General features: G+C 69.6%; 17 protein-coding genes. 4 read left to right on the forward strand and 13 right to left on the reverse strand.

What is annotated here, in order from left to right; translation table 11 throughout:
* Nucleotides 1–15 precede the first annotated feature (15 nt).
* Nucleotides 16–1,863, reverse strand: coding sequence for a sensor histidine kinase (locus MYSTI_RS45370; protein ID WP_015350474.1), 1,848 nt, complete (start codon nt 1,861–1,863; stop codon nt 16–18).
* Complete coding sequence (locus tag MYSTI_RS24445) at nt 1,860–5,186, reverse strand: response regulator (RefSeq protein ID WP_015350475.1); 3,327 nt, start codon at nt 5,184–5,186, stop codon at nt 1,860–1,862. The genes MYSTI_RS45370 and MYSTI_RS24445 overlap by 4 nt, the downstream gene beginning before the upstream one ends.
* Before the next feature lie 198 nt (nt 5,187–5,384).
* Here MYSTI_RS24445 and lexA point away from each other — a divergent pair, with 198 nt between their 5' ends.
* Nucleotides 5,385–6,050 (forward strand): transcriptional repressor LexA, encoded by a 666-nt coding sequence (gene lexA, locus MYSTI_RS24450; RefSeq protein WP_015350476.1) that lies wholly within the window; start codon nt 5,385–5,387, stop codon nt 6,048–6,050.
* A 25-nt stretch (nt 6,051–6,075) separates the two neighbouring features.
* Here lexA and MYSTI_RS24455 read toward each other — a convergent pair whose 3' ends face one another.
* The 4 genes from MYSTI_RS24455 to surE form a co-directional block, all read right to left on the reverse strand.
* Nucleotides 6,076–7,212, reverse strand: coding sequence for a tetratricopeptide repeat protein (locus MYSTI_RS24455; protein ID WP_015350477.1), 1,137 nt, complete (start codon nt 7,210–7,212; stop codon nt 6,076–6,078).
* A 14-nt stretch (nt 7,213–7,226) separates the two neighbouring features.
* Nucleotides 7,227–8,330 (reverse strand): hypothetical protein, encoded by a 1,104-nt coding sequence (locus MYSTI_RS24460; RefSeq protein ID WP_015350478.1) that lies wholly within the window; start codon nt 8,328–8,330, stop codon nt 7,227–7,229.
* A gap of 69 nt (nt 8,331–8,399) precedes the next feature.
* Nucleotides 8,400–9,356, reverse strand: coding sequence for a LysM peptidoglycan-binding domain-containing M23 family metallopeptidase (locus tag MYSTI_RS24465; RefSeq protein ID WP_015350479.1), 957 nt, complete (start codon nt 9,354–9,356; stop codon nt 8,400–8,402).
* 2 nt (nt 9,357–9,358) lie between these two features.
* Nucleotides 9,359–10,141 (reverse strand): 5'/3'-nucleotidase SurE, encoded by a 783-nt coding sequence (surE, locus tag MYSTI_RS24470; RefSeq protein ID WP_044900602.1) that lies wholly within the window; start codon nt 10,139–10,141, stop codon nt 9,359–9,361.
* 79 nt (nt 10,142–10,220) lie between these two features.
* Here surE and MYSTI_RS24475 point away from each other — a divergent pair, with 79 nt between their 5' ends.
* Nucleotides 10,221–11,288, forward strand: coding sequence for an ADP-ribosylglycohydrolase family protein (locus tag MYSTI_RS24475; RefSeq protein WP_015350481.1), 1,068 nt, complete (start codon nt 10,221–10,223; stop codon nt 11,286–11,288).
* A gap of 105 nt (nt 11,289–11,393) precedes the next feature.
* Here the strand turns inward: MYSTI_RS24475 and MYSTI_RS43910 are convergent, their stop codons facing one another.
* From MYSTI_RS43910 to MYSTI_RS24490, 4 genes are all read right to left on the reverse strand, one after another.
* Nucleotides 11,394–11,570: a hypothetical protein gene (locus tag MYSTI_RS43910; RefSeq protein WP_015350482.1), complete on the reverse strand. Its 177-nt coding sequence runs from the start codon at nt 11,568–11,570 to the stop codon at nt 11,394–11,396.
* A 385-nt stretch (nt 11,571–11,955) separates the two neighbouring features.
* Nucleotides 11,956–12,381, reverse strand: coding sequence for a type II toxin-antitoxin system RatA family toxin (locus tag MYSTI_RS24480; RefSeq protein WP_015350483.1), 426 nt, complete (start codon nt 12,379–12,381; stop codon nt 11,956–11,958).
* Between the two features lie 33 nt (nt 12,382–12,414).
* Nucleotides 12,415–13,383, reverse strand: a complete 969-nt coding sequence (gene glpX, locus MYSTI_RS24485; protein WP_015350484.1) for a class II fructose-bisphosphatase — start codon at nt 13,381–13,383, stop codon at nt 12,415–12,417.
* 13 nt (nt 13,384–13,396) lie between these two features.
* Nucleotides 13,397–13,807, reverse strand: coding sequence for an acyl-CoA thioesterase (locus MYSTI_RS24490; protein WP_015350485.1), 411 nt, complete (start codon nt 13,805–13,807; stop codon nt 13,397–13,399).
* A gap of 100 nt (nt 13,808–13,907) precedes the next feature.
* Here MYSTI_RS24490 and MYSTI_RS24495 point away from each other — a divergent pair, with 100 nt between their 5' ends.
* On the forward strand, nt 13,908–15,524 hold the full coding sequence (locus MYSTI_RS24495; protein WP_015350486.1) for an alkaline phosphatase family protein: 1,617 nt from the start codon (nt 13,908–13,910) through the stop codon (nt 15,522–15,524).
* 22 nt (nt 15,525–15,546) lie between these two features.
* On the opposite strand, the gene MYSTI_RS24500 is transcribed toward MYSTI_RS24495, so the two are convergent.
* The gene (locus MYSTI_RS24500; protein WP_015350487.1) at nt 15,547–16,308 is read right to left on the reverse strand and encodes an alpha/beta fold hydrolase; all 762 of its coding nucleotides are present in this window, start codon (nt 16,306–16,308) and stop codon (nt 15,547–15,549) included.
* Between the two features lie 105 nt (nt 16,309–16,413).
* Here MYSTI_RS24500 and MYSTI_RS24505 point away from each other — a divergent pair, with 105 nt between their 5' ends.
* Nucleotides 16,414–17,115 carry a helix-turn-helix transcriptional regulator gene (locus MYSTI_RS24505; protein ID WP_015350488.1) on the forward strand — a complete coding sequence of 234 codons (702 nt, stop codon included), beginning with the start codon at nt 16,414–16,416 and terminating at the stop codon, nt 17,113–17,115.
* Between the two features lie 4 nt (nt 17,116–17,119).
* On the opposite strand, the gene nadC is transcribed toward MYSTI_RS24505, so the two are convergent.
* Nucleotides 17,120–17,998 carry a carboxylating nicotinate-nucleotide diphosphorylase gene (nadC, locus tag MYSTI_RS24510; protein ID WP_015350489.1) on the reverse strand — a complete coding sequence of 293 codons (879 nt, stop codon included), beginning with the start codon at nt 17,996–17,998 and terminating at the stop codon, nt 17,120–17,122.
* Nucleotides 17,999–18,009: 11 nt separating this feature from the next.
* Nucleotides 18,010–21,702 carry a valine--tRNA ligase gene (locus MYSTI_RS24515; RefSeq protein WP_015350490.1) on the reverse strand — a complete coding sequence of 1,231 codons (3,693 nt, stop codon included), beginning with the start codon at nt 21,700–21,702 and terminating at the stop codon, nt 18,010–18,012.
* Nucleotides 21,703–21,754 lie beyond the last annotated feature (52 nt).

Here is a 21,754-nt window from a genome sequence, read left to right on the forward strand (position 1 = left end):
GCCCGAGTGGGAAGCTCAGGCCCTCGGCAACTCCACGATGAAGCAGGCCCCCTGCCCGACCTCCGAGCGCACCGTCAGCGTCCCTCCCGCCTCCGTCACGACTCGCCAGGACACGCTCAACCCCAACCCCACGTTGGACCACACGTCCTTCGTCGTGAAGAAGGGCTCGAAGATGCGGGGTCGGATGTCGGGAGAGATGCCCTTCCCCGTGTCCTCCACCTCCAGGAAGGTGCTCCCGTCCCGCTGCCCCGTGCGCAGGGTGAGCCGCCGGGTGGGTGACTTCAGCATCGCCGTGCGCGCGTTGGACAGCAGCGCCAGCACGACCTGCGACAGGTGCCCCGGGTCCGCGCGAACACGGCCCAGGCCCGGCGCCAACTGAGTGACAAGAGTCACTCCGTCACTGAGGACTTGATGCTCCGTGAGGCTGAGCGCGTCGCGCACCACGGCGTTGAGGTCCACCGGGCGCAGGTCGGCGCGCTCGCGCTGCTGGGAGAAGCGCAGGAGGTTCTGGGTGATCTCCTTGCAGCGCTTGGCGCTCTGCTCGATCTTGCGCAGCGTCGTCAGGTCCGGGTCCGCCGGGCCGCGGTCCAGCATGAGCAGCTGCACGTTGCCGAGGATGCCGGCCAGCGGGTTGTTGATTTCGTGTGCCACGCCCGCGCCGAGCTGCCCCACCGCCGCCAGCTTCTGCGCCTCGAGCAGCTGGGCCTGGGCGCTGCGCAGCTCCTGGGTGGCCTCGTCCACGCGCACGCGGAGGTCGTCGTTCCAGCTCAGCATCCGCGCGCGCGCCGACTCCAGCTCCTCGCCCATGCGGTTGAAGGTGGTGGCCAGCTCGCTCAGCTCGTCCTGTCCGCGCACGGCGACACGCCGGTCCAGCTCTCCGCGTCCGTACGCCTCCGCGCCCTGGACGACCTCCGACAGCCGCTGGTTCAAGCGCCGGGTGAAGAGCGCGCCGAAGCCCAGCAGCACCACGAAGGCCGCGCCGATGGAGGCGAGCACCGTCCGCCGCATGGCCCGCACCGGCGCCAGCGCCGAGGCCTCGTCCACCTCCACCACGACGTCGAAGCGAAGCCCGCGCGTGACTCGGGCCACGCTCACCCGACGGGGCGGCCCCTCCACGCGGAAGCTGCGCACGGAGTCCGGCTCGGTGGCGACCGGGGCCAGCAGGTGCGCGACCAACTCCGGGGCCAGCGTCGTCATCCGCCGCTCCGGCTCCGAGCTGGCGAGGATGCGCCGGTCCTCGTCCACCAGGTCCACCCGCCCCAGCGCCCCGGGCGGGCGGCGGCGCAGGGCGGCCTCGAGCGGCGCGAAGACGACCTCGGCCAGGGCGAAGGGCGCGTCCTCGCCCTCCGCCAGCTTCACCGCCACCGTCACCGCCGCGCGGCCACTCTCCCCCAGGACATACGCGCTCCCGAGCGCCGCCTGTCCCTTGCCGCCCGCGCGAAGCGGCTGCACGGGCACGGAGCTCAACATCCGCTCCACCCCATCCGCCTGGAAGCCCGGGTGGCCCTCCGAGCCCTGCGCGCGGAACACGGGTGAGCCCACCAGCCGCCCCTGCGAGTCCAGCTTCATCACCGCGCTGACCGCGGGGGACTGGCCGTACAGCAGGCGCAGCCCTCCCACCGTCTCCGCCTCCGTGGCGGCCTGCCAGTTGATGAGCTCCGCGGAGCGCGCCAGCGCGTCCACGACCTCCATCAGCGAGGCGCCCACGGCCTCCGCGGTGGCGGAAGCCTGGGTGCGTTGCTCGGCGTCGATGCGCGCGGCGAGCTCCGCCTCCGCGCTCGACAGGAGCAGGAAGCCGACCGCGGCGAGCGGCAGCACCGTCGCCGCGAGCATGAACAGGACCAGTTGCTGGTAGAGCCTCACCCGGCGACGGAGCGTACCACCTGCTCCCGGTCGCTGCGCAGGTAGACGGAGCCCTGGATGGCCTTGGCCCGTTTCTTCATGTCCGCCGCACGACGTGCCAGCTCCGCGTGGTCCTGGGTGCCGTCGGTCATCACCGCGACAATGGACACGCTCATGATGGGGAAGCGGCGGCGCTCCCCGAAGCGGTCCTCTGCCTCGATGTGGCCCCGCTCCCGGTCCTGCCGGTCGTAGTACAGCGGGATGATGCGGTCGAAGGTCTCGATGGCCGTCTGGCAGACGCGGTCCACCGACTCCGGCGCGGCGATGAAGACGAAGTCGTCCCCGGCCACATGGCCCAGGAAGTCTCCGGGCACCCCTTCCTGCGCGAAGATTTCACGCATCAGGTCACCCGTCTGACGCACGACGCCGTCCGCCTTCGCGAAGCCGTAGTAGTCGTTGTAGGCCTTGAGGTTGTCCAGGTCCAGGTAGCAGAAGGCGAAGGGCCGCCGCGCCACCAGGCGCCGCTGCACCTCGCGCTCGATGGCCGTGGAGCCCGGCAGCTGCGTCGTGGGCGACGCGGACAGCTCCTGCTCCTTGCGCCGCAGCACGCTCTCCACCCGGGCGCCCAGCTCCAGCGCGTCGAAGGGCTTGGTGAGGTAGTCGTCGCCGCCCAGCTTGAGGGCGCGCACCTTCGAGGACGTCTCCGCGCGCGCGGAGATGAAGATGACGGAGATGTGGCCGCTGGCGCGCTCGGCCTTGATCTCCTCCAGGAAGAGGAAGCCGTCGCCATCCGGCAGCGTCACGTCCAGCAGGATGACGTCCGGCCGGCGCTCGCGCAGGGAGCGGCGCCCCTCGTCCAGCGAGCCCGCCACCATCACGTCGAAGCCGATGTTCTCCAGCACCTCGCGGCAGATGATGGCGATCTTCTGGTCGTCGTCCACCACCAGCACCCGCCCGTGGGCCGGACCGGAGCGGCCTCGCACCAGCGAGTCCACCGAGGCCAGGAGCTTGTCCGGCGTCAGCGGCCGCACCAGGAACGCATCGGCCCCCGCGCGGAAGGCGCGCTGGCGCTCGTCGAAGGCGGACGTGAGCAGCAGCGGCGCGCGGCGCGTCTCCGGGTCATGCCGGAGGATCTCCGCCAGCCGCAGCCCGTCGACGTCCGGCAACCGCACGGACACCAGCACCATGTCCGGATGATGCTTGCGAGCGCTCGCCAGGCCCTCCTCGGCGTTGAAGGCCAGCCGAACCTCGTAGCCCCGCGCGGACATCAGCGCCTTGGCGATGTAGCCCACCTCGGGCTCGCCCTCGATGACCAGCACCCGCCCCCGGCTCTCGCGCCTGCGAGGCCCGGGCACCTCCGCCGAGTCCTCCGACTGCCGCAGCTCCGGCGGCGGCTCCGTGGGCAGCACCGCCATGAAGCGCACGCCGTCCGCGCACGGCTCACACCAGATGCGGCCGCCGTGGGACTCCACGATGTTGCGGCAGATGGCCAGGCCCAGGCCCGTGCCGCGCACGGTGCGGTTCGCCTTGGTGCGCGCCTGCTCGAAGCGGTCGAAGATGCGCTCCAGGCTGTCCTCGGCGATGGGGTCTCCGCTGTTCCAGCAGGAGAGCACCACGTAGCCGGGGAGGCTGGACGTGGCGTGCAGCTCCACGCGCACCTCGCCGCCCTCCGGGGTGAACTTCACCGCGTTGTTGAGCAGGTTGTTGAGGACCTGGTTGAGCCGGTTCGGGTCCGCCAGGACACGCAGCGGATGGCGCGGCAGCTTGGGCGTCACCAGCACGCGCTTCTCGCCGAAGGCCGGGCCGTACTTCTCCACCACCCGCTGGACGAGCTCGTCCAGGTAGGCCACCTCGAAGTTCATCCGCAGGCGGCCCTTGGCGAACTTCGACAGGTCCAAGAGGTCGTCGACGATGGTGTTGAGCTTCTCCGTCGAGTCCCGCGCGAGCGACAGGTAGCGGCGCTGCCGCTCGTTGATGTCGCCCGCCATGAAGTTGAGCACCAGGTCCAGCGCGCCGGAGATGGACGTGAGCGGCGTGCGCAGCTCGTGGCTCACCATGGAGACGAACTCGTCCTTGCGCTCCTCCAGGCGCTTCTGGTCGGTGATGTCGCGCAGCACCACGCACACGCCTCGCAGCGTCCCGCGCGCGTCGCTCACGGGCGTGGTGGTCGTCTGCACGTGGCGGTCGAAGAGCTTCACCTCCTCGCGCAGCACCTGCGTGCCGCTGTACTCCCAGCCTCGCACCAGGTGGAAGGGCTGGAAGCCCAGCCGCTCCTCCATCATCCGGCTGGTGTGCTCCGTCGGGTCATCGCCCACGCGCAGCAGCCGCCGCGCCGCGGGGTTCATCACGACGATGTCGTTCTTCTCGTCGGTGAGCACCACGCCGTCGGCCATGGACTCCACCATCCGCTCCATGCGGTGGCGGGCTTCCTCCTCCGCCGAGCGCAGGGACTGGATAGCGTCCGCCGTCTGGTTGGCGAGCACGTCCAGCAGCACGCCGTCGTCCTCGGTGAAGGCGTCCGCGCGCTGGCTGAAGAGCGACAACATGCCCACCGGGCGGCCTCCAGCCACCAGGTTCACCGTGAGCTGGCTGGGGTACACCACCGGCGCCGCCACGTCCTGGGTCGTCGTCCCCGCCACGCGGGTGATGACCCGGTCCTCCGGCAACAACAGGCCGCTGCTCTTGCGGTACGCGCCGAGCATCGACTCCTTCACGCCGAGCAGCGCCTGCTCGCCCACGGTGCCATGGCAGCGCAGCCGCAGCGTCGCGCTGCGAGACTCATCCGGAGCGATGAGCGCCGCGCCGCAGTCGTACGGCAGCACCCGCGCCACGGCGATGAGCACGCGGTCGATGATGTTGTCGTAGCTGGCCGGGTCGTTCGCGCTGGCGCGGCTCACCTCGTACAGGACGAAGAGCGCTTCCACGCGCTGGTGGAGCTGGCGGATGAGCCTCTCCTTGTCCCGCCGCAGCTGCGTGTACTCCACCGCGTTCTTCACGGTGATGAGCAGGTCGTTCACGTCCCAGGGCTTGGTGATGTAGCGATACACCTGTCCCTGGTTGATGGCCGCGATGAGGTCGTCGGGGTCCGTGAACCCCGTCAACAACAGCGTGGTGACATCGAAGCCCTCGGCGCGTGCGGTCGCCGCCAGCTCGATGCCCGTCATCTCCGGCATGCGCTGGTCCGTGACGAGCACATCCACCTGCTCGCGACGGAGGACTTCCAATGCGGCCTGACCACTCAGGGCCGTGAGGACGCGATACCGGCGCTGAAACATCCGCGACAGGATGTCCAGGACGTCGGCCTCGTCGTCGACGAAGAGCAGCGTGTGGCGGAGCTCGGACAAAGCAGGCGGAATTGTACGTCGAGATCGTCTACTGCCCTCAAGAACTGAGAATGCCGAAAAGTTCGACACGCACTCGCGGTGCGTAGTGGGACACTGAACGGATTGACTCTACACGTATGTTCAGGGAAAGTGGACACTGAAAGCCTGTTGCCTGGGGAACTGTCCCAAGGGAATCAGGCCGGCCGAGCGAGGGAGCGCATGGAAGAGCTGACGGACCGCCAGCGCGAGATTCTCAGCTTCATCGTCAAGGAGACCGAGACGCGCGGTTTCCCGCCGACGATTCGGGAGATTGGCGAGCACATGGACATCCGCTCCACCAACGGGGTGAACGACCACCTCAAGGCGCTGGAGCGAAAGGGCTACCTGAACCGCGGCGAGCAGCAGAGCCGCTCGCTGGTGCCCACCAAGCGTGCCCGGCTGCTGCTGGGGCTGGGAGCCAAGCGGGATGCGGGGATGATCGAGGTCCCCCTGCTGGGCAAGGTGGCGGCGGGTGCGCCCCTGCTCGCCCAGGAGCACATGGAGGACTCGGTCAAGATCGACAGCTTCCTGCTGGGAGGCGTCAACGGCCGGGAGGTCTTCGCCCTGCGGGTGAAGGGCCAGTCGATGATTGACGACGGCATCCACGACGGCGACTACCTCTTCGTGAAGAAGACGCCGGCGGCCCAGCCGGGCGACATCGTGGTGGCGCTCATCGAGGACGAGGCCACGGTGAAGCGCTACTACCCGGAAGGCGACCGCATCCGCTTCCAGCCGGCGAACGCCACCATGCAGCCCATCTACGTGAGCCGGACGGAGTTCCGCTCGACGATGATCCTGGGCCTCGTGGTGGGCGTGTACCGCAAGATGCAGGGCGGGCGCGCGTAGTGCCGCGCCCTTGGGCCGAGGTGGCTCAGGGGCACTTCTTCACGGCGGGGTCCGCGGCGGCCGCGCGGGCACAGGCGGCGGTCCGCAGGGCCACATCCTTCAGCTCGTGGGCGAGCTTCGCCGTGGCGAGCTGAAGGGCGACGTCCTTCTGCAAGTCATGCTCGGCGCTCAGGTTGGCCAGGATGCGCAGCGCGTCCGGCTTGCGCCCCATGGTGACGAGCAGGTCGGCCAGCTCCTTCAGCTCGCGCACGTCGTTGCCCTGTACGGACTCCAGCGCCTCGGCGAGCTCCTGCTCCGCGCCCTCCTGGCTCTTCATGGCGAGCTGGATGCGGGCCAGCGCCACGTGGACGATGGCGCGGTCCTTCACGCGCAGGGATTCCTTGTACGCGGCGATGGCATCTCCGGGCTTGTCCAGCTGCAGATGGATGGTGCCCACCAGCTCCCAGAGTGTCGGGTCCCTGGGCGCCAGGCCCGCGGCCTCCTGATACGCGGCGGCGGCCTCGCGCAGCTTGCCCGCGCGCACCAGCGAGTCCCCCAGCGTGGTGTACACGCCCGAGGAGCGCACGCCCTCGTTCACGGACTTCTGCGCGAGCGCGAGCAGCTCCGCGTGGCGGTCCTGCTTGCCGAGCACCTCGAACGCGCGCAGGAGGAGCTCCGACTTCGACTCCCCCGAGGCGGCCCCGGCGGCCAGGGTGAAGTGGCGGACGGCGTCGTCGAGCTCCCCCTTCTTGAGGTGGATCTCCGCCAGTTGCTCCAGCGCGTTGAAGTCGTTGGGGTACAGGGCCACGGCCTTGCGCAGCGAGCCCAGCGCCTCGTCCGTCTTTCCAAGCTGGGCCTGGACGAAGCCCAGGCGGCTCCAGTTGGTGGAGCGCTTGGGCTCCAGCTTGAGCGCGGCCTCGAACTCGGTGGAGGCCTCGGGGAGCTTGCCCATGGAGATATAGACCTCGCCTCGGGCCGCGGGCAGGCGCGGATCATTGGGGGCCAGCGCGTGCATCTGCTCGTACGAGGCGAGCGCCGCCTCGAAGTGACCCTGGAGGTACTCGGCGGTGCCTTTGACGTAGAGCCCCTCCGCGTGGTCCTTCGGCGTCACACTGGGACGCTCGTCACACGCGGCGGAGGCGAGCAGGGCAATCAGCGGCAAGGCGCGCAGGCGCGAGTTCATGGCGGCTCCTAATCCTAGAAGTGGTACGCGATGCCCAGGTTGAGGTCCAGATTGAGGCCGTCGCCCAGCTTGGATTCGGCGAGCCCGAGCACCGCCTGGGCCACGTTCGTCCCGGCCTCGAGCTGGACGCCCACGTGGCCCGCGATGAGGTACTCCAGGCCGAGGAAGCCGACGACGGTGGGCAAGGGCCCCGTGGACTGGAAGATGCCGAAGTCACCGAAGGAGAGCTGCACGCCCAGGCCGAAGCCCCAGTAGGGGCGCAGCGAGCTCTCCACGTTGTGGTAGTGGCGCGCGCCGACGACGCTGGGGAGGACGTTGAGGCCGCCCTTCGCGCCCTCGGCGGTGGAGTGCACATAGGTGAAGCCGACCTGGATGAAGCCCATCCACTCGGGATGGAACCAGTAGCCCACCTCCAGGTCACCACCGGGGTTGAGGGCGGACAGCTTGTCGACGAAGTTGTTGTTGATGCGCAGGCCCAGCGAGAGGCCACCCCCACCCACGCGCGGCGCACCGCCGATGAGCGGTCGAGCCCCCTGCCCCGCGCCCGGCTGGAGCAGTTCGACGACGAGCGCGTCCGCGACGGCGTACACGGCGGGGAACAGGGAGTCGGCCTCGGGGGCCTCGGCGCGAGGTGTCGACAGGCTCTGCCCTCGCTCGGTGTCCACGAGGTTGGCGCTGAGCAGATACGTGTCCCCGAAGCGGTCCACGCGGCCGGTGACGACGAAGCGCGCCCCCGTGAGCGCGGCGAGCTCCTTGAGGCACTCCCCTCGCTCACACGACTTGAGCTCGGCGAGCTGGTGCCGCTTCACCTCGTCGAGCGGCGCGTCGACCTCCCGCTGCGAGACGACCCACAAGCGAGGGGACTCCGCCAACCGCGAAGTGATGAGCGAAGTGACCCCCGCGACCGAGTCCCGCGCGGAGGGGTTGGCGTCGAACGAGAGCACCGCGACGCTGAGCGGAGCCTCCTCGGGCGTGGGCGCGGGTGTTGGCGCGGCCGGGGTCCCCTCGGCCGGAGCCGGAACCTGAGGGACGGACGGCTCCGGCGACGCCTGGGCCCCCACGGACGGGGACAGGAGCACGAGGAGGCCGGCGAACAGCGGGGTGAAGGAGTGCGGCACGGCGCGGCACTCTACCCTTCCCTGCCCGAAGCCCGGAGCACGCCGACTCGCGCTCCCCCGCTCGCCCTCTTACGAGGGCGGCATCGGCCCCAGATAGTCGAGGGGATCCACGGGCTTGCCATCCAGGCGCACCTCGAAATGCAGGTGGGGACCGGACGTCTTGCCAGACTCACCCACGGTGGCGATGACCTGCTCCCTGCGTACCTTCTGCCCGGTGCGCACGCGCAAGTCCCGGTTGTGGGCGTAGAGGGTGATGAGCCGGTTGGAGTGCTCGACGATGACGATGTTGCCGTAGCCGCGCTGCTCGCCAGCGTAGAGCACCGTGCCCTCCTGGGCCGTCTTCACGGGGGTGCCGGAGGGGGCCGCCAGGTCGATGCCGTCGTGAGGCTCTCGGCCCTTCTTCCCGAAGCGGCCGTAGAGGACACCCCGGAGGGGCCAGTCAATCATCCCCTGGGTGGCCAGTCGGGGCCGCGCGGCGCCGGGGCGCGACGAGGGCCTGCGGGCGGGCTCCTCCCGCCGCGCCACCACCGGGCCTCCTCGACGGGGCGGAGCATCCCGCGACGTGCGCACGGGCTCGGGGTCCGCCTCCGCGGCCAGGGTCTCCGGGGCCTCCACCGGCACGCTGCGCTCCACGCCGGGAATCGTCAGCTCCTGCCCCACGGACAGGGTCCGCACGTCCTTGATGCCGTTGGCGTCCTTGAGCTCCTCCACCGTGAGGCCGTAGGTGCGAGCGATGCGATACACCGTCTCGCCCGGGGCGACGCGGTGCCGAACCGCCACCAGCTCCGGCTCCGCGTGCGCGGACCTCAGCGCGAAGGGAAAGCTGCCGGAGGGCGCGGCGGCGGGCGCATCGTCCCCGCGCGAGGAAGCCCCCGCCGCGCGAGGGGCCGCGGACGACCGGGTGGGCTCCAGGGTGAGCTCGGGTTCAGGAGCGGATGCTCGGGTGGCCGCGCAGCCCGCGGACAGCGCGGACAGGAGCAGCACCAGGAGCGAGCAGCTCGCTCGGCTGAAGGTCCCCGGACTCAACGCTAGGCACCATCCGGCTCGTGTCGAGCGTAGCCCGGGAGACTCCAGCTCCCCAGGTCCTCGAGTCGGCCATGGTCCGTGAGGTCCAGGTGGAGCGGCGTCACCGACACCCGCCGGCCCAGGTGCACGGCGTTGCAGTCGCTGCCTGGAATGTCCTCGTGCTGATACTCGCTGCCGCCAATCCAGTAGTACTTCCGGCCGCGCGGGTCCTCCTTCTCCACCACGCTGTAGCCGTACGAGTGGCGGCCCAGGCGGGTGACGCTGTAGCCGTCCGGCTCCACGCCGCCGGGGATGTTCACGTTGAGCAACATCCTCGGGGGCAGCGGGCGCTCCAGCGCCGTCGTCACGATGGAGCGGGCAAACCGGGCGGCGGGCGCGAAATCGAACGTCCCCCGCGCCACGAGGCTGAAGGCGATGGCGGGAATCCCCAGCAGGGCCCCCTCCATCGCCGCCGCCACCGTACCTGAGTAGGTGACGTCCTCCGCCAGATTCGAACCGTGGTTGATGCCGGACACCATGAGCGTGGGCCGAGCATCCTTCAGGAGATGGACGATGGCCAGATAAGCGCAGTCGGTGGGTGTCCCATCCACGGCGAACCACCGCTCCCGGACCTCCTTGATGCGCAGGGGCCGGTGCAGGGAGATGGCGTGGGACGCGGCGCTCTGCTCGCGGTCCGGCGCCACCACCCAGACCTCTCCCAGGGGACTCACCGCCTCCACCAGTGCCTGAAGTCCTTCGGAGAAATAGCCGTCGTCGTTGGACACGAGGATGCGCGGTTTCGGCATAGCCGCGCGGTTGTAGAAGAGGCCCTGGGAGTGGGCAAGCACGCTCACGGGCGGCGCTGCTACAGTGTCCACCCGCCGAATGCCGCCCCCCCGCCGACGCAACGCCCCTCAGGGGCCCGACCCCCTCCTCGCCCAGCGACGCCGAGGCGCCCTGCTGGGACTCGCGGTGGGTAACGCGCTCTCGGTGCCCACCGCGCACCGTCCGTTGCTGTCCGCGCCCTTCCCCACGATGGCGGATGGCCCCTACTCGCGCATGACGGGCGGCGGGCCTCGTGAGCTGCGCAAGGGACAGGTGACGGAGGAGGTGCAGCTCGCCTGCTGCCTGGGCCACAGTCTGCGAGACCTCAAGCGCTACGACGCCGCGGACGTCCTGCGCCGCTACCGCGCCTGGCAGCCCCACGCCTTCGAGGTCAGCGAGGCCCTGAAGGAAGTCCTCGACGAGTGCAACTCCGGCCTGCCTCCGCTGGGCGCGGCCCGGCGCGTCTGGCTGCGAGGACACCGGAAGACGGCGGGCGCGGGCAGCCTGGCGCGCATCGCCCCGCTGGGCGTGTATCTGTCGAACGACGCCAAGGCGCGCACGACCGCCACGCTGGAGGACTCCGCGCTCACGCACTTCGACCCGCGCAGCCAGCTCGCGTGCGCCGCCTTCACCGCCGCGCTCGCCAAGGCGGTGACGAGCGGCGCCGACCTCAAGCCCGACGACCTCCTCACCGCCGCCGAGTCAGGCCTGCTGGTCGCCGGCGCGGCGCTCGGACGCTCCGCGCCCGACTACGTGCAGGAGGTCTCCACCGCCTCCGCGCTGCTGCGCGAGGACCTGGCCCGCGCGCGCGACGACGACCCTCGCCTCTACGGACCAGAGCTGCACCTGCACCGCACCCAGCACGCCCTCCACGTCGCCTTCCGGCTGGCCTTCTGGGAGCTGCTCCACGCCCCCACGGCGGAGGCGGCCCTCATCGACGTCGTCCACCGGGGCGGCGACACGGAGGTCCACGCCGCGGTGACGGGCGCGCTGGTGGGGGCCTTCCACGGCGAGGAGGCCCTTCCCGCGGAGTGGCGCAAGCACGTGCTGGAGGCCCTGGCCACGACGAAGGGGCCCCTCTGGGACGTCTACCACCCGCGCCACCTCTTGAGCCTCGTCGCCACCTGAGCGGCGAGCGCGGGATAGACGAAGCCCGCGGGGGTCCGTCCTCACTGGGGACGCCCACCGCGGGCCTGGTTCCACGAGGCGCGGCCCTGGGGCCACGCCTTTTCTTCAGCCCAGCAGGTCGATGACGACCACGCCTCGCTGGGGCTTCTCGTCCTCGGTCTCCGTCCGACGACGCGGGCGGTCCTCGGGCATGGGCAGCGGCAGCTCCACCACGGGCCTCTCTCGCTCCTCCCGGCGGCGCTCCCGGCGCTTGATTTCTTCGATGATGAAGGCGTCGAGCATGGGTTTTCCGTCTCCCCTCAGCCTACGTACCCCGATGTACGCCCGCCGTCCCGCCCATAAAGCACTTCAACAACTCTTGGATGCAAATTAAGAACCCTGGTTCCGCACTGGGTACGCTGCCGTCATCTCGCACGGCTGCTCGTCCGCCATCCGACATCCGAGCCAGGGGAACCGTGGCGTAGATGTCATGGAGAGCCGAAACTTCCGGTCGGGATGGTGTTGATTCTAATGCCCTCGCGACGGCCCGCAAGCAGACCCGTTCCCTGGAAGACTCCGGGGTTGGGGGAGGCAGGGCCCCTGACACAAGCCCTCGCCCGCCTGGTTCCTCCAGGCGGACGGGGTCGATTCCGGGCGTGAGGTCCGAACAGACCCTGAAACGATTGTTTCAGGGGGCCTCGGCGCGGCGCTTGAACGACTCGAGCATCTTCGGCAGCGACGTTTCGACCAACGCGTTGACGATGGTCTTCGGCACGAGCAGGCCCAGGGCCATCTCCACGTTGTAGGTGGCGCGCGTCTTCCCCTCGCCCTCGGGCTCCAGCACCCAGCTGCCCTTGTTGTCCTTCATCACCTCACCCTCGATGAAGGACCAGGCCATGCGGGTGGGCCGCTCCTCCACCACGCGGATGGAGTAGCGCACCGTCTTCATCACCTCCACGGTGTAGTGGACGTCGACGGTGTTGCCCTTGCGGTTGGCGGTGCGGATGGCCTTCACCTCGGAGAGGAACTCCGGGTAGCGGTCATACTGGGTGATGACGTCGAACACCTTCTCGATGGGGGCGTTGATGACGATGGTCCGCGTGGCGCCAGGCATGGTGTCGGTCTCCGAGTGGGTCGGTGGAACGGCCTAGATGGCAGCGTACCCCGGCTTCTTGTCGAACTTGTGCAGCGACTGGATGAAGCGCACGGTGCTCGTCTTGCTGCGCATGACCACCGAGTGCGTCTCGCAGCCGCCGCCGAAGAAGCGCACGCCCTTGAGGAAGTCGCCGCTCGTCACGCCCGTGGCGGCGAACATCACCTCGCCCTGGGCCAGCTCCTCCGCCGTGTAGATCTTGGACATGTCGGTGATGCCCATCTTCTTGGCGCGGTCGATTTCGCCCTGGTTGCGGGGCACCAGCCGGCCCTGCATGTCGCCGCCCGTCGCGCGGATGGCCGCGGCGGAGATGACGCCCTCGGGCGCGCCGCCAATGCCCATCAGCACGTCCACGCCCGTGCCCTCGAAACACGTGGCGATGGCGCCGGCCACGTCACCGTCCTCGATGAGGCGGATGCGGGCGCCCGCGGAGCGGACCTCCTTGATGAGGTCCTGGTGCCGCTCACGGTCCAGCACCACCACGGTGAGGTCCTCCACGTAGACCTTCATCTTCTCCGCGACGGCCCGCAGGTTCTCCGTGGGCGTCTTGCGCAGGTCGATGGCGCCTCGGGCGCGCGGGCCCACCGCCAGCTTCTCCATGTACGTGTCCGGCGCGTTGAGCAGCCCGCCGCGGCTGGACATGGCCACCACGGAGATGGAGCCCGGACGGCCGTAGGCGCACAGGTTGGTGCCCTCCAGCGGGTCCAGGGCGATGTCCACGCCCGGGTCACCCTCTCCACGGCGGCCCACCTTCTCGCCGATGTAGAGCATGGGCGCCTCGTCGCGCTCGCCCTCGCCGATGACGACGGTGCCGTCGATGTTGAGCGAGTCGAACGCGCGGCGCATGGCGTCCACCGCGGCCTGGTCCGACTCGTTCTTGTTGCCGCGGCCCATCAGTCGGGCGGAAGCGATGGCCGCCATCTCGGTGACGCGCACGACCTCCATTGCCAGGTTGCGATCCATCTTCTGTGCTCCTTCAAGGTGTTGCGTTCGGATGTTCCAGCAGCCGGGCCACGGACTCCGGCAACCGAGTGGGCTTGCCATCGCGGCCCACGCACGCGTGCAGGGTACGACCGGTGCACAGCAACGTGCGCGGCTCGCCCTCGCGGAAAAGCTCGTAGGTGAACACGACCGAGGCCCGGCGCAACTCGCTCACTGTCGCGCGGATGACCAGGACGTCGTCGTAGCGGGCCGGGGACTTGTAGGCACAGCTCGCCTCCGCCACCGGCAGCATCAACCCGGAGCTCTCCATCTCCCGGTAGCTGCCGCCGTGCGCGCGGAAGTACTCGCTGCGCGCGAACTCGAAGTAGCGAAAGTAGTTCGCGTAGTAGACGACACCCATCTGATCCGTGTCGCCGTAGATGACGCGAAGGCGGGCCTCGACCATGAGGGCGCGGACCGTAGCAGGGGCTGACCGCCTGCGTCCAAGTCGCGAAGACACTCGGAGGTTGCATCCGCCCCACCGGGCAGTGCAGCTTCTTGAACGTATGATTCGAGCCCTCGCCCTGATGGCCGCGCTGGCCACCCTCCCCGCGGCCGCGCGTCCGCCCCGACTCACCCTGCTCATCACCGTGGACGCGCTCGGCAGCGACGTCCTCCTGCGCAACCGCCCGCGGCTTCAGGGCGCGCTGGGGCGGCTGCTCGACACGGGGGCTTATTACCCCTACGCGAGGTACGCCTACGCGAAGTGCCGCACTGCGCCCGGCCACACCACGCTGGCCACGGGCGCCAATCCCTGGCGGCACGGCATCGTCGACAACCGGTGGGTGGATGCCGCCACCGGCAAGCTCGTCTACGCGTACGTCGACCCGACCCACCCCGTGCTGGAGGCGACGCAGAAGCCCGGGGGCGACTCGGGTCCCGCCAACCTCATGGCGGAGACGCTCGCGGACCGCCTGCGGCTCGCCACGCAGGAGCGGGGCAAGACGGTGTCCATGTCCTTCAAGTCCCGCTCGGCCATCGCCATGGCGGGCCGCCTGGGTCAGGCGTGGTGGTTCGACGCGAGCGTGGGGAAGTTCGTCACGGGCACCTGGTACACGAAGGAGTTCCCCGCGTGGATGAAGCAGTTCAACGAGCGTAAAGTCGCCGACGCGTCCTTCGGCAAGAAGTGGGAGCTGATGCGGCCTCGCGAGGAGTACGTCGGCGAGGATGACCGGAGCTACGAGGCGGACTCGTATGGGCTCGGCCGCACCTTCCCGCATCCGCTGACGGGCGGACTCACCGCGCCGGGGACGGACTTCTACAAGGCATACGCCGTCTCGCCGGACTCCCACACCCTGCTCGTGGAGGCGGCCAAGGCGGCCATCGCGGGCGAGGGCCTGGGACAGGACGCCGTGCCCGACCTGCTCGCGGTGAGCTTCAGCGGCACGGACGAGGTGTTTCACGAGTACGGCCCCTACTCGTGGGAGATGCAGGACACGATGCTGCGCTTGGACCAGGCCCTGGGCGCCCTCTTCACCGCCGCCGAGCGCGCCGCGGGAGGCCGCGCCAACCTGACCATCGTGCTGGTGGCGGACCATGGCGGCGCCACGCCCCCTGAGCAGTGGGCCGAGGCGGGCCTGCCCGCGCAGCGCATCCAGCCCAAGACCGTCCTCCAAGACGTCTCCGCGATGGTGAAGGAGCGCTTCGGCCCGGACGTCACCGTCCTGATGGAGGAGATGGACGTGTACCTGCGCGGCCCCGCGCTCGAGTCGGGCAAGGTGGATGGAGCGCAGGTACGGCGCGCGGTGGCGGATTGGCTGGCGAAGCAGCCGCATGTGCTGACGGCGGTGACGCGCGACGAGCTCTACACCGCGCCAGACCCGATGGGCTATCTGGCCGCGGTACGGAAGGGCTACTTCCCGGGACGCAGCGGCGACGTGATGTACGTGCCGCGTCCCTTCCACGTCCTCTACTACGCGCCGGACGGGAGCAACCACGGCACGCCGCATTCGTACGACGCGCAGGTGCCCGTGGTGTTCGCGGGCAAGGGCATCAAGCCCGGCCTGTACCTCACCGAGACGGACCCGGTGAACGTCGCGCCCACCATCGCCGCACTGCTGGAGATGGGGATGCCGGCCTCCGCCGAGGGCAAGCCGCTCACCGAGGTGCTCACCGGGAAGTGAGCACCAGGGCGCGCGAGTCGTTTCACCGCACCGTCGCGAGGAAGCGGTCGAGCGCGCCATTCACCCACTCGGGTGCATCCAGTTGCACCCAGTGGCCCGTCACGGGCTCCACCTTCTGCGACGGCAGCTCGGACACGAGGTTCTGGTACGCATCCGGCCCCTGGTTGTACTCCGTCACCAGGGACAGCTTGGGGCCCGGATAGCTCCGCAGCGCGGCGACCGGGTCGAACGTCAGCAGCGAGCCCAACCCGGAGCGGACCGCGGACTGAGCCGTGGCGCGCAGCCCTCCGAGGACCTGCTCCCGCACCTCCGGCTTCGAGGGCGCGAGCATCGGCCCCCAGTACTCCTCCACCACCTGCAGCCACGCCTCCGAGGCCAGCACCCCCATCAGCCCCTGCGCCTGCTCCGCCGGAATCTGACGGCCGTCCGACGCCGGGTCCAGCAGCAACAGTCCCGCCACGCGCGACGGGTGCGCCGCCGCGTAGGCCGCGCTCACGGCGCCGCCCAGGCTGTGCCCCACGAGCACGAACCGCTCCAGGCCCAGCCCGTCCACCACGGCCGCCACATCGCCGGCGAAGTCCTCGACCGACGACTCATCCGACGCGGAGACCGCCGACTGGCCGTGTCCCCGCAGGTCCAGCGCGAGGGCCCGACGCGTCTTGCGCACGTGCGCGAGCTGCGCCGCCCAGTGCTTCGTGCTCCCCGCGCTCGAGTGGATGAACACCACCGGAAGACCACCCACGCCACCGTCATCCACGAACAGCTCTCCAGCAGGGCCCTTCATGACAACCTCTTTGGGTTCAGGGGCGCGTCCGTCCGCGCCATGAATCCTTGAGTACGTCCCATCCCTGTCAGAAACTGTCAGGAAATGGCGAGAGTGAGTCGAATCATGCGCCTGGTGGATTTCCTGCGCGGGCGAGAGGCCACCACCATCGCGGAGATCTCCGCTGCGTTGGGGGTGAGCGCACGCACGGTGCATCGCGATATCGCGACGCTCCGCGAGCAGGGCCTGCCCATCGCCAGCGACACGGGCCCGGGCGGAGGCGTGCGCCTGGAGCGAGACAGGGGCGTCACCGCCGTCCACCTGGCCATCGAGGAGGTTGTCGCGCTGTGGCTGGCCGCGAGCCTGTCCTCGACGGGGAGCTCGCTGCCGTGGGGAAGCGCGGCGCGCTCGGGGTTGGACAAGCTCTTCGCCAGCGTGCCGAGAGAGCGCGCTCGGAACATGCGGGAGCTCTGCCAGCGGGTCGTCGTGGGTCGCCCCGCGAGTCCTCGTGTGCTGTCGGAATTGGGCGCGCCTCCCGCGGAGCTGCTCGCCATCTTCGAGCAGGCCTTCCGCGAGCAGGTGTGCATGGCCTTCGACTACGAGGACCGGAACGGCCAGCGCACCCGCCGCTGCGTGGAGCCGCACGGGCTGCTGGTGGAGTCCCCGGTCTGGTACATCCTGGCGCGCGACATGGAGAAGGAAGCGGCGCGCATGTTCCGGATGGACCGCGTCCACCGGCCTCGGCTCGTGCCCGAGCGGAGCTTCACTCCCGACATGGAGGGGCTCAAGGCACAGGCCCTCGCTCAGCGAAGCGAGGGCCCGAGGTGACGGACTAACCCTGCGAAGGCGAGGCGCGCGGGCGGCGCGCCTTCTTGCCGGTGATTTCGAGCGACAGGTCCATGGCCCTCGCCGAGTGCGTCAGCGCGCCCATGGACACGAAGTCCACGCCCATCTTCGCGAGCCGAGGCAGCCGGTCCAGCGTGACGCCACCGGAGACCTCGAGCGGGACTCGCCCCGCCGCCAGCTTCACGGCCTCGCGAATCTGCGCATCGTCCATGTTGTCGAGCATCACCACGTCGGCGCCACACTCGAGCGCCTCCGCGAGCTGCTTGAGGTTGGTGACCTCGATTTCAATCTTGCACAGACGAGGACCATTCGCCTTGGCGCGGCGAAGCGCCTCGCTGATGGAGCCGCCGACGGCCGCGATGTGGTTGTCCTTGATGAGGACCCCATCGAAGAGGCCGAAGCGGTGGTTGGTGGCGCCGCCCATGCGGACCGCGTCCTTGGCGAGCACGCGCATGCCCGGCGGCGTCTTGCGCGTGTCGAGGACCTGCATCTTCGAGCCGCGCACCGACGTCATCGCCTGCTGAGCCAGCGTGGCGATGCCGGCGGCGCGCTGCACGAGGTTGAGCGCGGTGCGCTCCGCCGCGAGCAAGGACCGCAGCCGCCCATGACACCGGGCGGCCACGACCTTCGGCTTGACCTCCTGGCCGTCCTGGCGAAGCAGCTCCACTTCGACATCCGGGTCGACCTTGTGGAAGACCCGGATGAAGGCGTCGAGCCCCGCGAGGACCAACTGCTCCTTGGCGACCAACTCCGCGCTGCCCTCCGCGTCAGGCGGAATGAGGGCCTGCGAGGTGACATCTCCCGCCGCCCCCAGGTCTTCGTCGAGGGCGAGGTCGATGAGTCGATCAAGGTAATCCTGCTGCACGTCTCCTCCTGCTACCGCCGGGCCTTCGCCCGTGCCGAGGGCTTCGCCCGGGTGACCTTCTTCGCCGCCGCCTTCCGAGCGGAGACCTTCTTCGCGGGAGCCTTGCCCCCTGCCTTCTTGCCCGTCTTCACGGGTGCCTTCTTCGCCGTGCCCTTGGCACCGGCCTTCTTCGCAACCGCCTTGCCGCTGGAGGCCTTCCCGCCCGACTTCTTCGCGGAGGCCTTGCCACCGGCCTTGGCGCCCTTCTTCGCGGCGGCCTTGCCACCCGACTTCGCGCCCTTCTTCGCGGCGCTGTCGGCACCCGCCTTGGCGCCCTTCTTCGCGGCGGCCTTGCCACCCGCCTTCGCGCCCTTCTTCGCCGGAGCCTTCGCCTTCGCGGGGGGCTCGGCGGCAACAGGCTTGGACGCGGCGGTCTTGGTGGCAGCCGCTTCGGACTTCACGGTGGAAGCCTTCTTCGCGGGAGCCTTCGTCACCGGGGCGGCCGGCTCGGCCTCCACGGACGGCTTCGCCTTCTTCTTCGCGGGACGCTCGGACCTGGCCGGCTCGGCGATTTCGGCGGGGGCCTCGCGGACGTCGCCGCCTTCCTTCGCCTTGCCGAACTCGCGCATCGCGTCGTCCACGAGCCCCATGCTCATGTACGCCACGCCCAGGTCATGGTGGTCGGTCGGAGACAGCCCTTCCTTCGTCCCCTCGCGCAGCTTCTCGAGCGCGGCATGGACCTGAGGATCCTCCTCGGGCACACGCGCCGCGTCTCCCAGCTCGCCCTTCAGTTCCTGGCCCAGGTCAACGCCGCCCTTTTCCGCTTTCGTCGGGGCGACCTTCACCTGGGCCGGTTCGGAGGGGGAGACACTCTCCTCGGTGGACGTGCTGCTCTCGGACGGCAGGTTCTCGGACATGGAGGGCTCCGGGGCGATCCGCTGCAGGTGATCTTCGAGCTTGGCCTTGCGCTCCTTCAACTCCGCCACCCGAGCGCGATCCTTCTCCACCACGTCGGGCGGAGCCTTGGCCACGAAGTTGGGGTTCTCCAGCTTGCGCAGGACGCTGGCCGCTTCCTGCTCGGAGCGAGCAATCTCCTTGCGCAACCGGTCCCGCTCCGCGTCCAGGTCGATGAGACCCGCCAGCGGAACGTAGATCTCCAGGTTCGTCGCCACGAACGCGGCGGCCTGCGGAGGCTTCGCCCCCGGCGGTCCCACCTGCACCTCGGACAGACCCGCGAGCGGCAGCAGGTATCCCCGCCAGCGCTCCAGGAGCTCCCGCGTGCGAGCGTCCGGGCTCTGCACCACCGCCTTCAGCTTCGTCGCGGGCGACAGGTTGCTCTCGCCGCGGATGGTGCGCAGGCCCTCGATGGCCGCGATGACCGGCGCCATCTCGGACTCGGCCGACTCGTCCAGGAGCGCCAGGTCCGGCTCCGGGTACGACGCGATCATGATGCTCTCCGTCGGCCGGGACATCGGCAGCTTCTGCCAGATCTCCTCGGTGATGAAGGGCATGAACGGGTGCATCAGCCGCAGCACGCGGTCCAGCGCGTACACGAGCACCGCGCGCGTGGTGTCCTTCGCCGCCGGGTCGTCGCCGTAGAGAGCGGGCTTGGCCAGCTCGATGTACCAGTCACACAGCTCCGCCCAGAGGAACTGGTACAGCGTGGAGGCGGCCTCCGCGAAGCTGTACGTCTCCAGCGACGCCTGCGCATCCCGCGTCGCGCGCTGGAGCCGGGAGAGAATCCACCGGTCCGCCAGCGTGAGCGACAGCTCCTTGGGTGAGCGCCCGTCGTACTGGAACTCGCCCATGTTCATCAGGGCGAAGCGGCTCGCGTTCCACAGCTTGTTGCAGAACGCCTTGTAGCCAGCGAGGCGGTCCATCGACAGCTTGATGTCACGGCCCTGCTGCGTGAGCGATGCCAGCGTGAAGCGCAGCGCATCCGCGCCGAATGCGGGCATGCCCTGCGGGAACTTGTTCTTCAGCGTCGCGTTGAGCTGCTCGGGCTTCGCGCCGAGGATGACGTCCAAGGGGTCGATGACGTTCCCCTTCGTCTTGGACATCTTCTCGCCCTTCTCGTCTCGCACCATCGCGTGCAGGTAGACAGTGTGGAAGGGCACGTCCCCCATGAAGTGCAGGCCCATCATCATCATCCGGGCGACCCAGAAGAAGATGATGTCGTGGCCCGTCTCCATGACGGACGTCGGGTAGAAGGTCTTCAGCTCCGCGGTGTCGCGAGGCCACCCCAGCGTCGAGAACGGCCAGAGCGCGGACGAGAACCACGTGTCCAGCACGTCCGGGTCCTGGATGAAGCTCTTGCCACCGCACTTCGCGCAGGCCTCGGGAGCGGTGCGAGCAACCACGGGCTCCGCGCGCGCGAAGTCCACGCCGCCCACCTTCACCGTCGGGGCATCCAGCGGCAGGTCGGTGTCATCGCCCAGCCGAGGGCTGCACGACGTGCAGTAGTACGCGGGAATCTGGTGGCCCCACCAGAGCTGGCGGCTGACGCACCAGTCGTGGATGTTGCGCATCCAGTGGAAGTAGGTCTGCGTCCACGTCTCGGGGACGAACTTCGTGCGGCCCTGCTCCACCGCTTCGATGGCCGGACGGGCCAGCGGCTCAATCTTCACGAACCACTGCGGAGACAGCCGGGGCTCCACCACCGTGCCGGACCGCTGGCAATGTCCCACGCTCAGCTTGTGCGGCTCCTCCTTCTCGAGGAGCCCCTGCTCCTGGAGGTCCGCCAGCACCGCCTTGCGCGCCTCGAAGCGGTCCATGCCGGCGTACTTGCCGGTGTCCTTCGTCATCCGCGCCGAGTCATCCAGGATGGTCAGCATCGGCAGCTTGTGCCGAAGCCCCGTCTGGTAGTCGTTGAAGTCGTGCGCGGGCGTCACCTTCACCACGCCCGTGCCGAACTTCGGGTCCACCAGCTCCGCGTCCGCGATGATGGGAATCTCACGGCCCGACAGCGGCAGCACCACGAGCTTGCCCGCGAGCCCCTGGTAGCGCTCGTCGTCGGGGTGGATGGCCACCGCGGTGTCGCCCAGCAGCGTCTCCGGGCGCGTCGTCGCCACGGTGAGCGAGCGGTCGCTGTCCTTGATGGGATAGCGGATGTGCCAGATGGTGCCGGCCTTCTCCTCGTGCTCGACCTCCAGGTCGCTCAGCGCCGTGCGGCAGGAGGGGCACCAGTTGATGAGCTTCTGGGCCCGGTACATCAGGCCCTCTTCGTACAGTCGGACGAAGACCTCGCGCACCGCGGCGGACGACTGCTCGTCCATCGTGAAGCGCTCACGGCTCCAGTCGAGCGACGCACCCAGGAAGCGGTGCTGCTCGCCGATGCGAGCGCCGTACTTGCCCTTCCACTCCCAGACGCGCTGGAGGAACGCCTCGCGCCCCAGGTCGTGGCGGCTCTTGCCTTCGGACTTATTCAGCTCCTTCTCCACCACCATCTGCGTGGCGATGCCGGCGTGGTCCGTGCCGGGGAGCCAGAGGGCGTTGAACCCGCTCATCCGCTTCCAGCGGGTGAGGATGTCCTGGATGGTGGCGGTGAGCGCGTGGCCGATGTGCAGGCTGCCCGTCACATTGGGCGGCGGCAGGACGATGGAGAACGCGGGCTTGTCGGAGGTCGCTTCGGCGCGGAAATAGCCACGCTCCAGCCAGAAGGCATAGCGACGTGCCTCGACCTCGGTGGGCTCGTAGGCCTTGGACAGTTCGGTCGTATCAGTCATTGAGGACGAGCCAGCCCCTTGTCGGGGCCAGCGGAAAGTTCAGGAGGTTACG

This window comes from Myxococcus stipitatus DSM 14675 (assembly GCF_000331735.1).
Classification (GTDB): domain Bacteria; phylum Myxococcota; class Myxococcia; order Myxococcales; family Myxococcaceae; genus Myxococcus; species Myxococcus stipitatus.

Bases quoted from the DNA above. Each gene is read 5' to 3' on its own strand.
- lexA (WP_015350476.1), top strand. From the start codon at position 5,385: ATGGAAGAGCTGACGGACCGCCAGCGCGAGATTCTCAGCTTCATCGTC.
- MYSTI_RS24455 (WP_015350477.1), bottom strand. From the start codon at position 7,212: ATGAACTCGCGCCTGCGCGCCTTGCCGCTGATTGCCCTGCTCGCCTCC.
- surE (WP_044900602.1), bottom strand. From the start codon at position 10,141: ATGCCGAAACCGCGCATCCTCGTGTCCAACGACGACGGCTATTTCTCC.
- MYSTI_RS24475 (WP_015350481.1), top strand. From the start codon at position 10,221: ATGCCGCCCCCCCGCCGACGCAACGCCCCTCAGGGGCCCGACCCCCTC.
- MYSTI_RS43910 (WP_015350482.1), bottom strand. From the start codon at position 11,570: ATGCTCGACGCCTTCATCATCGAAGAAATCAAGCGCCGGGAGCGCCGC.
- MYSTI_RS24480 (WP_015350483.1), bottom strand. From the start codon at position 12,381: ATGCCTGGCGCCACGCGGACCATCGTCATCAACGCCCCCATCGAGAAG.
- glpX (WP_015350484.1), bottom strand. From the start codon at position 13,383: ATGGATCGCAACCTGGCAATGGAGGTCGTGCGCGTCACCGAGATGGCG.
- MYSTI_RS24490 (WP_015350485.1), bottom strand. From the start codon at position 13,807: ATGGTCGAGGCCCGCCTTCGCGTCATCTACGGCGACACGGATCAGATG.
- MYSTI_RS24495 (WP_015350486.1), top strand. From the start codon at position 13,908: ATGATTCGAGCCCTCGCCCTGATGGCCGCGCTGGCCACCCTCCCCGCG.
- MYSTI_RS24500 (WP_015350487.1), bottom strand. From the start codon at position 16,308: ATGAAGGGCCCTGCTGGAGAGCTGTTCGTGGATGACGGTGGCGTGGGT.
- MYSTI_RS24505 (WP_015350488.1), top strand. From the start codon at position 16,414: ATGCGCCTGGTGGATTTCCTGCGCGGGCGAGAGGCCACCACCATCGCG.
- MYSTI_RS24515 (WP_015350490.1), bottom strand. From the start codon at position 21,702: ATGACTGATACGACCGAACTGTCCAAGGCCTACGAGCCCACCGAGGTC.